The organism is Priestia koreensis (assembly GCF_001274935.1).
GTDB classification, from domain to species: domain Bacteria; phylum Bacillota; class Bacilli; order Bacillales; family Bacillaceae_H; genus Bacillus_AG; species Bacillus_AG koreensis.
Window position 1 is genome coordinate 247,579 of sequence record NZ_LILC01000019.1, and the last position, 12,946, is coordinate 260,524.

Annotated in this window: 15 protein-coding genes; 13 read left to right on the forward strand and 2 right to left on the reverse strand. The window is 39.9% G+C overall.

The window, feature by feature from the left end; all coding sequences use genetic code 11:
- Positions 1-34: 34 nt before the first annotated feature.
- From AMD01_RS15195 to AMD01_RS15220, 6 genes are all read left to right on the forward strand, one after another.
- Positions 35-493, forward strand: a complete 459-nt coding sequence (locus tag AMD01_RS15195) for a DUF2663 family protein (protein ID WP_053402278.1) — start codon at positions 35-37, stop codon at positions 491-493.
- A 116-nt stretch (positions 494-609) separates the two neighbouring features.
- Complete coding sequence (locus AMD01_RS15200; protein WP_053402279.1) at positions 610-1,377, forward strand: metallophosphoesterase; 768 nt, start codon at positions 610-612, stop codon at positions 1,375-1,377.
- A 111-nt stretch (positions 1,378-1,488) separates the two neighbouring features.
- Positions 1,489-2,403 (forward strand): MerR family transcriptional regulator, encoded by a 915-nt coding sequence (locus tag AMD01_RS15205; RefSeq protein WP_053402280.1) that lies wholly within the window; start codon positions 1,489-1,491, stop codon positions 2,401-2,403.
- 125 nt (positions 2,404-2,528) lie between these two features.
- The gene (locus AMD01_RS15210; protein WP_053402281.1) at positions 2,529-3,122 is read left to right on the forward strand and encodes a genetic competence negative regulator; all 594 of its coding nucleotides are present in this window, start codon (positions 2,529-2,531) and stop codon (positions 3,120-3,122) included.
- A gap of 294 nt (positions 3,123-3,416) precedes the next feature.
- Entirely contained in the window at positions 3,417-4,697 is a 1,281-nt protein-coding gene (locus AMD01_RS15215; protein ID WP_053402282.1) for a Glu/Leu/Phe/Val family dehydrogenase, read from the forward strand.
- A 158-nt stretch (positions 4,698-4,855) separates the two neighbouring features.
- On the forward strand, positions 4,856-5,827 hold the full coding sequence (locus tag AMD01_RS15220; protein ID WP_053402283.1) for a YpdA family putative bacillithiol disulfide reductase: 972 nt from the start codon (positions 4,856-4,858) through the stop codon (positions 5,825-5,827).
- A 39-nt stretch (positions 5,828-5,866) separates the two neighbouring features.
- Here AMD01_RS15220 and AMD01_RS24210 read toward each other — a convergent pair whose 3' ends face one another.
- Together AMD01_RS24210 and AMD01_RS15225 are read right to left on the reverse strand one after the other, a co-directional pair.
- Entirely contained in the window at positions 5,867-6,049 is a 183-nt protein-coding gene (locus AMD01_RS24210; protein ID WP_157052753.1) for a hypothetical protein, read from the reverse strand.
- A 290-nt stretch (positions 6,050-6,339) separates the two neighbouring features.
- Positions 6,340-7,311 carry an asparaginase gene (locus AMD01_RS15225; RefSeq protein WP_053402284.1) on the reverse strand — a complete coding sequence of 324 codons (972 nt, stop codon included), beginning with the start codon at positions 7,309-7,311 and terminating at the stop codon, positions 6,340-6,342.
- 104 nt (positions 7,312-7,415) lie between these two features.
- Between AMD01_RS15225 and prsW the strand changes: the two genes are divergently transcribed.
- The 7 genes from prsW to AMD01_RS15255 all read left to right on the forward strand — a co-directional run bounded on the left by prsW (position 7,416) and on the right by AMD01_RS15255 (position 12,931).
- Positions 7,416-8,087 carry a glutamic-type intramembrane protease PrsW gene (gene prsW / locus AMD01_RS15230; RefSeq protein WP_053402285.1) on the forward strand — a complete coding sequence of 224 codons (672 nt, stop codon included), beginning with the start codon at positions 7,416-7,418 and terminating at the stop codon, positions 8,085-8,087.
- Between the two features lie 159 nt (positions 8,088-8,246).
- Positions 8,247-9,143, forward strand: a complete 897-nt coding sequence (sleB, locus tag AMD01_RS15235; RefSeq protein WP_053402286.1) for a spore cortex-lytic enzyme — start codon at positions 8,247-8,249, stop codon at positions 9,141-9,143.
- Positions 9,144-9,157: 14 nt separating this feature from the next.
- Positions 9,158-10,504 carry a germination protein YpeB gene (gene ypeB, locus AMD01_RS15240; RefSeq protein ID WP_053402287.1) on the forward strand — a complete coding sequence of 449 codons (1,347 nt, stop codon included), beginning with the start codon at positions 9,158-9,160 and terminating at the stop codon, positions 10,502-10,504.
- 132 nt (positions 10,505-10,636) lie between these two features.
- Positions 10,637-11,290, forward strand: coding sequence for a flagellar brake protein (locus tag AMD01_RS15245; protein ID WP_053402288.1), 654 nt, complete (start codon positions 10,637-10,639; stop codon positions 11,288-11,290).
- Between the two features lie 84 nt (positions 11,291-11,374).
- On the forward strand, positions 11,375-11,551 hold the full coding sequence (locus AMD01_RS24515) for a YpfB family protein (RefSeq protein ID WP_169775972.1): 177 nt from the start codon (positions 11,375-11,377) through the stop codon (positions 11,549-11,551).
- Positions 11,552-11,672: 121 nt separating this feature from the next.
- Positions 11,673-12,344, forward strand: coding sequence for a (d)CMP kinase (gene cmk, locus AMD01_RS15250; RefSeq protein ID WP_053402289.1), 672 nt, complete (start codon positions 11,673-11,675; stop codon positions 12,342-12,344).
- A 5-nt stretch (positions 12,345-12,349) separates the two neighbouring features.
- On the forward strand, positions 12,350-12,931 hold the full coding sequence (locus tag AMD01_RS15255) for a lysophospholipid acyltransferase family protein (RefSeq protein ID WP_053402334.1): 582 nt from the start codon (positions 12,350-12,352) through the stop codon (positions 12,929-12,931).
- Positions 12,932-12,946 lie beyond the last annotated feature (15 nt).

The following is a 12,946-nucleotide window of genomic DNA, read 5'->3' on the forward strand; positions in this document are numbered from 1 at the left end:
GACAACCTCATATGTATCATATGGGGGGGATTACATGGAATTGTCTATTCAAGCACTTGGTCGTGAGACAGACGAAGCTACGAAGTGTTTTTTGCAAAATATCGTGGATCGTAAAGTGAAATTTGACCGATTAGAGCGAAAAGAAAAATACGCAAAGCTCATTGCCTTGTTTTCATCGCTTTTATTTCTATTATATATACTATATGCTCTCCAATCGGTTGCCTCGTTTCATATGGGGGTCATCGTGGACTTTTTATTTGGAACAAGCTATCATCTCATGGCGATCTTGTGCATTGCCTTTTTGTATGGATATGGCATTCAGCTGAATAAAAAAAGAGAAAAAGCAGAGAAAGAATATCATGACCTACGCTGTGAATTGATCAAAAAAAGCACGGATTTATGGCCGACCGAAGAACGTTGGGAAGCAAGGCAGCACGTGTTTAAAGTGATGAAGGAGCAGTTCGGAGTTAATTTATATCACGAGAACAAATAAGGTGTACGCTTCTATGATAGTAGACATAAGGCCTTTTCTCTAAGTAAATGCTTCAGAGAAAGGGTCTTTCTATTTGTCTTGTTAGGAGCAACGCTTTTATTGCATAAGGAGGACATATGGGCATTATTGTACTATTACTTGTATTAGGAGCAGGACTGCTTGTATATATGTTTGCGGAGGCAAAACGGAATCGAGTCGTGTATCATGATGTGCCACTAGCTGATTTTCCTGATAGTTTTGGTGAAATTCGCATTTTCTTTATTTCTGATATTCATCGTCGTCTCGTTTCATCAAAGCTTCTCGATCAAATAAGTGGAACAGTGGATTTAGTGATTATCGGGGGAGATTTGGCTGAAAAAGGTGTCCCCATGGACCAGATTCGGGCAAATCTAAACGCGTTAAAAAAAATAGGACCGTTATATTTTGTTTGGGGGAATAATGATTACGAAGTGGATTATCATGAGCTAGATGCCTTAATGCTAAACGAAGGGGTCACAATCCTAGATAATCGAGCAGTCAAGTTTGAATCAGAAAAGCAGGAAATTCTCTATCTATTAGGGGTGGATGATATGTCTGAACGACGTGATCGCCTAGATTTGGCGATTAACGACTGTGAAGAGCCTGGTTTTCGTCTGCTTGTCAGTCATAATCCTGATATTGTACATAAAATTAAAGCAGAGAACCAGATTTCCTTCGTGTTAAGCGGTCACACTCATGGAGGGCAAATTCGCATTTTTAATCAAGGACCTTATGAAAAAGGTGGATTTAAAAAAAGTAAAAATACGTTGTTGTTTGTAAGTAATGGATATGGAACAACCAAACTGCCACTGCGCTTAGAAGCGAAAAGTGAAGCAAATTACGTAACATTGAAAAAAATGAAGTAATCTTGTTGCAAATAAGATGTTCTACCACTATACAAAGCATATACGAATTTTACACAAAGGTTACATTAGAATATAATGCAAATAACTGAGTATAGATGGTGGAGGGTACGTATGACTTCTCAAGACGGAAAATATAATATTAAAGCTATTTCAAATTTAGTAGGGATACAGCCAGGAACCTTACGAGCATGGGAAAGAAGATATCAGATCTTAAATCCAGTTCGTAACGATTCTGGTCATCGTTTGTATACAGAGGAAGATTTAAAAAAATTGAAGTGGCTAGCAGAAAAAGTGGAGAACGGTTTTACCATTAGCCAAGCCGTGTCCATTTTAGAAAATGAAGTGGGACACATTGATACAGAAGAAGAGGAAGAAGTAGAATCACCTCGTAAAATTCGTGATCAACTCCTAAAGCTGCTTCTTGCGTTTGAAGAGGGAAAATCTCAAGATTTAATTAACCAAGCATTTAGCTTATATTCGGTTGAAAAAGTGGTTATTGAAATTTTGGGGTCACTTCTCGTTACGATTGGTGATATGTGGGAAAATCATAAAATTACGAGCGCTCATGAGCATTATGCCACTCAAATCTTGAAAAATCGTATTGGCATGATTTTTTATTCTCTTCCATCTAACGGTCTGCTTCCAAAAGCAATTGCCGTGTGTGGACCAGAAGAGACGCATGAAGTGGGGCTACTCATTTTCACTTTATTTTTACGACGAAAAGGGTTCGAAGTCATCTACCTCGGTACGAGTATTGATGACAACGATATTGAAACGATTGTAGAGGAAGTCAATCCAACGTTTTATTTTATGTCTTGCACGATGCTTCATAATGCGCCGAAGACGATTGAGATTGCTCGTGGATTAGCTGAAAAGTTTCCTTTTTTACAGATCGGTCTCGGAGGATATGCTTTTGATCAGATGACGGCAGCTGAAAAAAAAGAAATCGATGGTTTTTTATTAGGAAATACAAAAGAGCATTGGAACAAATGGCTTCAAGAGGGGCTTGAAAAAGAAAGTTCTTAATATCTTGTATTTTTCAAGTGAAAGGGGTAAACTCTTAGTAATATACAAAGCACCATCTTCCAGAAATTTCATATGATGAAGTAATAGAAGTAGATGGGTATGACTGTGAGCGGGGAGGGGCATATATGCGATTAGAACGTCTAAACTATGATAAGATCAAAATTTTTCTTACATTAGACGATTTATTAGACAGAGGTCTTACGAAAGAAGATCTATGGCGAAATTCGCTTAAGGTTCAACAGCTTTTTCGCGACATGATTGAACAAGCGAGCGAAGAATTGGATTTCAAACCCACGCAGTTTCTTTCCGTCGAGGTATTTTCCTTGCAAGCACAGGGGATGGTTGTGATCGTCACTACTCGAGACGAAGTTTATGAGGATGACCTGGAGGATGATTACGCAAACGATTATATTGAGATGCAAGTGACGCTTGATGAGAGTCATGACATGTTTTTTGAGTTTCAAACATTTGAAGATGTAATTCAATTAGCAAAAACACTGTCTTCTTCTCTAGTCGTTGAAAGCACCTTGTATTCTTTTGAGAACCGCTTTTATATACTTGTGGATCATGCTTCTCAGGAAGAGATTGATTTGAATGATCTCATCGCCATTTTCGCGGAATTTGGTAGTCCTTCAACAACAACAAAGTATCGCGTGCACGAGTATGGAAAGCTTCTGATGGAACATAATGCGCTATCAAATATTCGCACCATTTTTTAATAAACTAATAGTACAAGAAAACATGTAGAAGACCTTGCGTAAGAGGTCTTTTTTGTGTTGCCTTCTTTCTGTATCCGCGTCCATTTTAATGCAAAAACAGAGGTAATACGTATCATACGTAGACTACAAATAATTATTTTAACACTCTCCTAAATGTTTCGAAAGCGTTTTCTGTTAGTTGACGAAAAAATGTGAAAAGTATCTATTTTTTCTTTGCATAAGTTTGGGAAAAGTGTATACTATGTCATGAAAGAAGCCGTTGGGCTAATTGATTGATTTTAGGAGGTTCGGTCGATGGTAGCCGACAAAACACAAGATCAAAAACACGACCAAGAAGACAAGCATGATGTTTTAAAAGCAACGCAAATTGTAATACATAAAGCTTTAGACAAACTAGGCTATCCTGAAGAAGTTTATGAATTGTTAAAAGAGCCGCTTCGTATGATGACGGTGAAAATACCTGTTCGCATGGACGATGGATCAGTTAAGATTTTTACAGGCTATCGCGCTCAGCACAATGATGCGGTAGGTCCAACAAAGGGAGGAATTCGATTTCATCCCCTAGTAAGTGAAAAAGAAGTGAAAGCGCTTTCTATTTGGATGAGCCTTAAATGCGGCATTGTTGATTTGCCGTACGGTGGTGGTAAAGGTGGAATCGTATGTGACCCAAGAAATATGTCATTCGGTGAGCTTGAGCGACTTAGCCGTGGTTACGTAAGGGCGATCAGCCAAATAGTAGGTCCTACAAAAGATATTCCAGCTCCAGACGTATTTACGAACTCGCAAATTATGGCATGGATGATGGATGAATATAGTCGTATTGATGAATTTAATTCACCTGGTTTCATTACTGGAAAGCCCCTTGTTTTAGGAGGGTCTCATGGACGAGAAACGGCAACAGCAAAAGGCGTAACGCTTTGTATACGTGAAGCGGCAAAACGCAAAGGAATTAACCTTGAAGGGGCTCGTGTAGTGGTACAAGGGTTCGGAAATGCAGGAAGCTTTTTGGCAAAGTTCATGCATGATGCAGGGGCAAAGGTTATTGCGATTTCGGATGCGTATGGTGCGCTTCATGACCCAGAAGGTCTAGATATTGATTACTTATTAGACCGACGTGACAGCTTTGGAACAGTCACAAAGCTCTTTAACAATACGATCACGAATAAAGAACTGCTCGAACTAGAATGCGATATTTTAGTTCCTGCAGCAATTGAGAATCAAATTACAGAAGAAAATGCGCATGATATTCGTGCAACAATTGTAGTTGAAGCAGCTAACGGACCAACTACTTTAGAAGCAACGCAAATCCTGACAGAGCGCGGCATTTTACTTGTCCCAGACGTTCTGGCTAGTGCAGGCGGCGTGACAGTATCCTATTTTGAATGGGTTCAGAATAATCAAGGCTATTATTGGACAGAAGAAGAAGTGGAAGAAAAGCTTGAAAAAGTAATGGTGAAATCATTTAACAGTATTTATGAAACAGCACAAACGCGTAAAGTTGATATGCGTCTTGCGGCGTATATGGTTGGGGTTCGAAAAATGGCGGAGGCATCTCGTTTCCGTGGGTGGATCTAAACTATAATTAGTTGCCAGATATGAAAAAATCTCCTATCATTTATATGGTAGGAGATTTTTTGTGCGGAAAAACTTCTCAACTGAACTTTGAACAGTAGTTGAGCATATTACGTAATAGACCAAACAGCAAGTTGATATCAATAGAGGAGTGTAGCAAGATGCAGAAAGAAGAAGTGATTATTATCGGGGGAGGTCCTTGTGGATTAGCAGCGGCGATTGCTTTTCAAAATGAAGGGATCGATGCCCTAGTGATTGAAAAGGGGAACATTGTCAACGCGATTTATCACTACCCGACTCATCAAACGTTTTTTAGTTCAAGTGAAAAGTTAGAAATTGGTGATGTGGCATTTATTGTTGAACAGCGAAAACCAAAGCGCAATCAAGCGCTCGCTTATTATCGTCAGGTAGCAAAACGAAAAGATTTACGTATCCATCCTTTTGAAAAGGTAGAAGATGTGACGAAGCAGGATGACGGAGCATTTCATTTGCGTACGACCAAACAAACGTATGAAGCGAAGCATGTTGTCATCGCAACAGGCTACTACGATCATCCTAATTATATGAACGTCCCAGGAGAAGATCTCTCAAAAGTGTCTCACTATTTCAAAGAGGGCCATCCTTATTTTGATAAAGATGTAGTGGTGATAGGCGGGAAAAATTCGAGCGTGGACGCAGCGCTTGAGCTTGTAAAATGCGGATCAAGAGTAACGGTTCTCTACCGCGGCAGCGAATATTCTCCGAGTATCAAGCCATGGATTTTACCAGAATTTGAAGCCCTTGTTCGTAGCGGTGAGGTGCGTATGGAGTTCAATGCGGCTGTGAAAGAAATAATGGAAGACACCGTAGTTTATGAGCAAAATGGCAGCGAATTCCGACTGAAAAATGATTTCGTTTTTGCGATGACAGGCTACCATCCTGACCACAGCTTTATTCAAAAAATGGGTGTGGAGATCGACTCAGAAACAGGTAGACCCGTTCATAATATCGATACGATGGAAACGAATGTAGAAGGTATTTTTATTGCAGGTGTCATTGCAGCAGGCAACAATGCGAATGAAATCTTCATTGAAAACGGTCGTTTTCACGGTGGACAAATTGCATCCTACGTTACACAAAAAAGAGGCAAATGAAAAAACGGCACCCTTTAGCAGAGGCAACTGAAAAAGTTCTTAAGCGATTGTGTTCATAACGTAGTCGGTTGATTTCCACTTCAGGTCGCTTCGCTTTCCGCGGGGCGTGCGGTGAGCCTCCTCGCTCTTCTGCGGGGTCTCACCTGTCACGCTAATCCCGCAGGAGTCTCGCACCTTCCGTTTCAAACAACCTAGAGCGACTGCATCAGATAGAACGGCCAAGTTTCCATTTTAAAAGGAACTTGACCGTTTTTTGCTTTCTACTAAAGAAAATCCATTTATTTAAAATGGTGGTTTTAATTATTCTGTTTCATTGACGTCAACGGAACAAGCACCTTTTTAAAGAAGAGCATACTTCAAGGAGAAATCCAAGTGACGGTCTAAAACTGAAAGGAAAAAGCTGGATCAATTCTAGAAAACGGAATTGATCCAGCTTTTTTGTCTTACGTTCTACTGATCATCTAAAAAATCTGAAGTTTTTCAGTAGCACCCTTTGGCAGGTGCCGTTTTTTTTACTGATTAAACAGGTATTGTAACTTGTCGTGATCATGTGTCGTTTCTAAAGCTACAAGCAGCTTCAGGCGTGCCTTTTGGCCGTTCAATCCATTGGAGAAAATAACGCCGAGATCCTTTAACTGTTTGCCGCCTCCTTCGTATCCGTACACATCCTGAGCGATTCCGTTAAAGCATCGGGAAACAAGAACAATAGGGATTCCTTTTTGGATAAGATGCCCAATGGCTGGTACGGTCGTTGGAGGGAGGTTACCCTGTCCAAGTGCTTCAATGACAAGACCATCGATCGGAATCGTTTGAATCGCATTGAAAATCTGCTCGTCCATCCCTGCATAGGCTTTTAATAAAAGTACATTTTTGGAAACGTCTGAAATAGAATAAACGTCTAGATGGTTTGGCGTATGGTGAAACGTAACATCGGTTTTTGTGACCATTCCGATAGGCCCGTATTGTGGGCTTTGGAACGTCGCTACGTTGCTTGTATGAGTTTTGGTTACGTTTTTGGCCGTATGAATTTCATCGTTCATGACAACAAGAACGCCTTTTTGACGTGCCTTTTCACTTGTAGCAACTCGGATGGCGCTAATTAAATTATAAAGACCATCTGATCCAATTTCATTGCTTGAACGCATTGCACCCGTTAGTACGACAGGGACATCAATATCTAACGTCAAATCTAAAAAGTAGGCCGTTTCTTCTAACGTATCCGTACCGTGGGTAATGACTACCCCATTGATAGAGTTGTCTTCATCTATTTTTTCTTTAATTCGATTTGAAATAATCAGCATATCTTTTGGTGTCATGTGTGGAGAGGGAAGATAAAAAATTTCCTCTGAAATGATTGTTGCTAAATTTTCCAAAGAAGGCGCTGTGTCGGCAAGAGGATTACGTCCATCTGGCTTCACGGCACCAGTTGTATCTTCTTTCATCGAAATGGTTCCACCAGTATGTAAGATTAAAACAGTTTTCATGTAAAGCTCCTTTTAAGAAAAATTTGGATAATCAATGTGATTTCATTTTCTTTCTTACCATAACATGATACGATTAAAAAAAATAGAGGAAATGAGGCTCTTTTATGCTAACAATCATTTCGGCAGGAATCGCCCCAGGGTTAGCGCTTTTAAGTTATTTTTACTTGAAAGATGAGCTGGAAACCGAACCGATTACGATGGTGTTACGCACCTTCATATCTGGCGCCATTCTAGTATTGCCGATTATGTTTATTCAATATGTAGTGAAAGAGGAACACATTTTTCATTCAGCGCTTTTACAAGCATTTGTATCCTCAAGTCTCTTAGAAGAGTTTTTTAAATGGTTTATTTTATTTTTCACGATTTATCAGCACGTCGAATTTGATGAACACTACGATGGGATCGTGTACGGAGCAGCCGTTTCTCTTGGGTTTGCGACCGTAGAAAATATTTTATACTTGTTTGCTAATGGCTTACATGACGCATTTGGACGGGCTATGCTTCCCGTGTCGAGTCACGCGCTTTTTGGTGTGATTATGGGCTATTATCTTGGTCGAGGGAAGTTTGAGACAAAGGCCCAAAAGAGGCAAAAATGGATTGTGCTTTCACTTACGATTCCGATTTTTTTACACGGAGCATACGACTATATTCTCATCGCCTTTACAAACTGGGTGTTAGTCATTATTCCGTTTATGTGTTATCTATGGTGGTTGGGCTTGCGTAAGGCGAAGCAAGCAAAGCAGCTCACTTTTAACAAAGCAAGTAAAGCATTATAAAAACATGAACGAGCGTTGGATTCATAAAAAAGGTACAGGGATGAGGAGTATCCCTGTGCCTTTTTTATCTGGAGAAATTTATTAAGTTACTGTATAAAATGTCACCCTTTACAGAAAATACTCCTATCGTGAGATTGGCATCATGTAGGAGGTTATAATATGCGATCGTTTCAACGAGTACGCAAATGGATGTTAGTTGGTGGCTTAATGGTGATGACAGCACTATTTTCTATTTTACCCACTGGAAACGAAGCTCGTGCTTTTTCAAATCAGGTAATCCAGCACGGCGCCGTTGGGGATGATGTAATTGAATTGCAGTCTCGTCTTCAGTATGTCGGTTTTTACAACGGAAAGATTGACGGAGTGTTTGGGTGGAGTACGTACTGGGCTCTTCGTAACTTTCAATATGAATTTGGTATGAAAGTAGATGGACTTGGTGGATTAAAAACCCGACAAAAGCTCGTAAGCGTTACGCAATATCAAGAACAATATGTAAAAAAGGAAATGCACAAAGGGAAAAAGTTTAAGTATTACGGGCAATCCGGAAAAGGTGGCCAAAATGCGTCGTCCAAAGGAAGTAGCTCGGGTAACAATGCAGGAAATGCTAACAGCGGCAAACAACAGGCGAATAATAATCAAGGCGGAGGAAAAAAAGAAGCTCCGAAGCAAAAACAAAGCGCTGTTAACGTTCCTAGTGGATTTACACAAAATGATATTAAGTTAATCTCAAATGCTGTGTACGGAGAGTCACGGGGTGAGCCATATGTAGGTCAAGTAGCAGTGGCAGCCGTTATTTTAAACCGAATGGACAGCGCCAACTTCCCTGATACCGTAGCAGGGGTTATTTTTGAGCCCGGTGCGTTTACCGCAGTAGCGGATGGCCAGATTTGGCTTGAACCGAACCAACAGGCTGAAAAAGCCGTTATTGATGCAATTAACGGCTGGGATCCAACAGGTGATGCACTGTACTATTTCAACCCAAATACGGCAACTAGCGCATGGATTTGGTCTCGACCACAAATTAAGCAAATCGGGAAACATATTTTCTGTAAATAAAGGGGTGAATGAATTTGATACGTAATATTCTAATTGTTATTCTAGCCGTTGGGGTCATTGGAGTTGGATACTGGGGATATACAGAGCATCAGCAAAAAACCGCTGTATTAATGCAGGCAGAAAATAATTATCAGCGTGCTTTTCATGATTTAACGTACGAAATGGATTTGCTAAACAACAAAATTGGGAATACGCTCGCAATGAGTTCTAAGGAAAGTTTGTCTCCTGCTTTAGCTGAGGTATGGCGTTTGACATCTGAAGCGCAGGAAAACGTAGGGCAGCTTCCTCTTGCGCTGTTACCATTTAATAAAACAGAAGATTTTCTCGCAAACGTTGGAAACTTTAGTTACCGAGCAGCGGTTCGTGATTTAAGTAAAGAGCCGCTATCAAACGATGAATATAAAACATTAAAATCATTGTATAAAACGTCTACAGATATCCAAAATGAATTACGTCATGTTCAAAAGCTGGTCCTTAGCGAAAATTTACGCTGGATGGACGTAGAGCTCGCGCTTGCTACGAACGAAAAGACGGAAGATAACACGATTGTGGATGGATTAAAAACGGTTGAAAAAAGCATGGAAGGCTATGATGAATCAGATTTTGGTCCAAGTTTTGTAACCGTCTCACAGCAAAATCAAGACTTTTCTCAGCTCAAAGGAAAGAAAATTAGCAAGGAACAAGCGAAACAAGTGGCCCGTTCGTTTTTAACGTTAAAGGGAAATGAAAAAATTACGGTCACTGAAAGTGGAAAAGAATCAAAATATGATGCCTACAGTTTAACAATTAAAGATCCTGATACGAAAAATGAAATCTACATGGATGTTACAAAAAAAGGCGGGTATCCCATTTGGATTCTTTCAACAGAGGATAGCAAAAAAACGAATATCAGCCTGAATCAGGCCATGGAGAAGTCAAACAAATTTTTAAAGAAACAGCGATTTGTTAGTCTCGTAATGGCTGAAAGCACCCAGTATGATAACACAGGAGTATTCACATACGTAGAAGAGCAGGACGGCGTGTGGATTTATCCGGATGCGGTGAAAATGAAGGTATCTCTAGAGAATGGAAACATCGTCGGATTCTCAGCTAAAGAATTTTTACTTACGCATCGCCTTCGTAAAATACCAAAGCCAGAGTTGACGAAGCAAGAGGCCGTCAAGAAGATAAATGAGAATGTAAAAATAATGGAAGATCGTCTAGCGATCATAAACAACGACCTTAATGAGGAAGTACTTTGCTATGAATTTTTAGGAACGATTAATGACGATACGTACCGAATTTTCGTCAATGCAAAAACAGGGCGGGAAGAAAAAGTAGACAAATTAAAGAACCCTGAAGCGCTGTACGATCGATCATAACAAGAGATAAGACCTACTGAAATGAATGTAGGTCTTATTTTTTTAGTTATAAATACCTATTTGTGTAGCGGAAAAAAGAAAAAATAGTGTAAAATGGGTATATATAGGCGATCATCACGAGGAGTTGGAGAAATGATTCAAGTTGGAATGACGCTTACTTTAGAGGATACGGCTTCAATTGATCGAGCTGTGTACAAATGTAAGGTAGCAGATTTAGAAAATGGATACGTATACATTAGCTATCCTATTAACGAAGCAACGGACAAAACTGTCTTTTTAGTTAATCAAACAAACCTTCGTATTACCTTCTTAGGAAGAGATAACAACGTTTATGCTTTTAATAGTTCGGTCATTGGGCGTGCGGTTCGAAATATTCCTGTTATTAAGCTAGTGCTCCCAGAGTCACTTAAACGGGTGCAACGACGTCAATTTGTACGTGTGCCGGTATCTCTTTCTGTTCAATTTTTCTCGACGAAAAATGAATTTTTACCGTTTCAAACAAAAATGCTTGATATCAGTGCGGGGGGATTTGCAGCGCTTTTAAAGGATCAAGTGAATCTTCAAAAGCACCATCAAATCATCGTGTCTTTTGATATACCTGATAGAGAAGGAAGGATCCTTACGCTTACGCTTCCGGCGACAATCATTCGAATCAGCGCAAAGACAGATCGTGAACCTGCTCGCGTGTCACTGCTATTTGCAAATATTTTATCGGAAGATCGAGAAAACATTATTCGGTACGTTTTCAAAAGGCAGCTAGAATTAAAGAACAAAGGAATTACCTAAAGGTATAAGGACACACATTCTGGTTCATTCTGATAAGTAAAGTAGTCTTGTTTTGAATACTTTATGTAAGGGAGAATGAGTGTGATGAAAAGAGTCGAACAAATTTTGCTCAAGCTGGTTATCATTCAGTTTCTATTTTTACTTGTAGCCCAATCAATCCTTCTGTTCAGCGATTACAGCAGCTATTTTTCAAAGGTTATCCAATATGAAGGAGTCACGAAGAATAATTTCACTAAAATTGTGGAAACATTCGACCAGTAAATAAACTTATGCTAAAATAAAACACAATAAAAGCGAGGAAAGTGCAGGGAAATGGACCTGCTCTTTTTTGCGTCATCCTTTATTTCAACAGCGATGAGATGAGGATAGAAGGAGGACTCTTATGAAGAAAACGATTTCGATTGCTATTGACGGGCCCGCAGCAGCAGGGAAAAGTACAGTAGCCAAAATTATAGCGGAAAAAATGTCATATATTTATGTCGATACAGGTGCAATGTACCGAGCGTTAACATATAAAGCCCAAACAAATGGTGTACATTTAGAAGATGAAACAGCATTACTTGACGTGTTAAAACAAACAACCATTCAATTAGAGCAAACAGAAGCTGGACAAGCCGTTTTATTAGATGGTAAAGATGTAACAAGAGAAGTTCGTTCTTCTGAAGTGACGAATTCTGTTTCAATTACTGCCAAGCACCGAAAAGTGCGTGAAGAAATGGTGGCTAGACAGCAACAAATGGGCAACCAAGGTGGTGTTGTTATGGATGGTCGTGACATTGGTACACATGTTTTACCAAATGCAGAAGTAAAGATCTTTTTGCTTGCTTCAGTAGAAGAACGTGCAAAAAGACGATATGAAGAAAATCTTTCAAAAGGATTTCCGGCAGATTTAGAGAAGTTAAAAGAGGAGATCGCTCAAAGAGACAAGCTGGATTCTGAACGTGAAGTATCACCGTTGAAAAAAGCAGATGACGCAGTGGAGATTGATACCACGTCTTTGGATATTTTAGGGGTAGTAGATAAAATTATGACAGTTATTAATGAAAGGTCTTGAAAGAAATGAGCTTTTATACGTTTGCACGTTCAGCAGTAAAAGGGATTTTGTCCCCCGTCTACCGATTTGAAGTGGTCGGAGCAGAGAACGTTCCATCAGAGGGTGGAGTAATCGTCTGTAGCAACCATATTGATAATCTTGATCCGCCGGCTGTGGGAATTACGTGTCCCCGTCCGGTGTCGTTTATGGCAAAAGAAGAGCTGTTTAAATTGCCTTTACTAAAAAGCATCCTTCCTAAACTAGAAGCTTTTCCTGTTCGAAGAGGGATGAGTGACCGAGAAGCACTCCGCAAAGGTCTTGGGATTTTAAAAGAAGGTAAAGTGTTGGGTCTTTTTCCGGAGGGTACGAGAAGTAAAGACGGAAAATTAGGAAAAGGTTTAGCGGGCGTAGGTTTTTTTGCCCTTCGTTCAGAAGGAGCGGTCGTCCCGTGTGCCGTAATTGGCCCTTATCGCAAGTTTAAAAAGGTGCAAGTGGTGTACGGTGAACCGATTGATTTGACAACTTATAAGCAGGAGCGTGCTTCAGCTGAAGTGGTAACAGATGTGATTATGAGTAAAATTGCCGAATTAATAGACAAACACCAGTAAAGAGATGCTTATTTC

What these genes read in the sequence shown, in the direction of transcription:
- AMD01_RS15255 (WP_053402334.1), top strand. Translation starts at nt 12,350, where the DNA reads ATGAGCTTTTATACGTTTGCACGTTCAGCAGTAAAAGGGATTTTGTCC.
- AMD01_RS15210 (WP_053402281.1), top strand. Translation starts at nt 2,529, where the DNA reads ATGCGATTAGAACGTCTAAACTATGATAAGATCAAAATTTTTCTTACA.
- AMD01_RS15220 (WP_053402283.1), top strand. Translation starts at nt 4,856, where the DNA reads ATGCAGAAAGAAGAAGTGATTATTATCGGGGGAGGTCCTTGTGGATTA.
- cmk (WP_053402289.1), top strand. Translation starts at nt 11,673, where the DNA reads ATGAAGAAAACGATTTCGATTGCTATTGACGGGCCCGCAGCAGCAGGG.
- AMD01_RS15205 (WP_053402280.1), top strand. Translation starts at nt 1,489, where the DNA reads ATGACTTCTCAAGACGGAAAATATAATATTAAAGCTATTTCAAATTTA.
- AMD01_RS15200 (WP_053402279.1), top strand. Translation starts at nt 610, where the DNA reads ATGGGCATTATTGTACTATTACTTGTATTAGGAGCAGGACTGCTTGTA.
- prsW (WP_053402285.1), top strand. Translation starts at nt 7,416, where the DNA reads ATGCTAACAATCATTTCGGCAGGAATCGCCCCAGGGTTAGCGCTTTTA.
- AMD01_RS15245 (WP_053402288.1), top strand. Translation starts at nt 10,637, where the DNA reads ATGATTCAAGTTGGAATGACGCTTACTTTAGAGGATACGGCTTCAATT.
- AMD01_RS15225 (WP_053402284.1), bottom strand. Translation starts at nt 7,311, where the DNA reads ATGAAAACTGTTTTAATCTTACATACTGGTGGAACCATTTCGATGAAA.
- AMD01_RS15215 (WP_053402282.1), top strand. Translation starts at nt 3,417, where the DNA reads ATGGTAGCCGACAAAACACAAGATCAAAAACACGACCAAGAAGACAAG.
- AMD01_RS24515 (WP_169775972.1), top strand. Translation starts at nt 11,375, where the DNA reads ATGAAAAGAGTCGAACAAATTTTGCTCAAGCTGGTTATCATTCAGTTT.
- AMD01_RS15195 (WP_053402278.1), top strand. Translation starts at nt 35, where the DNA reads ATGGAATTGTCTATTCAAGCACTTGGTCGTGAGACAGACGAAGCTACG.
- sleB (WP_053402286.1), top strand. Translation starts at nt 8,247, where the DNA reads ATGCGATCGTTTCAACGAGTACGCAAATGGATGTTAGTTGGTGGCTTA.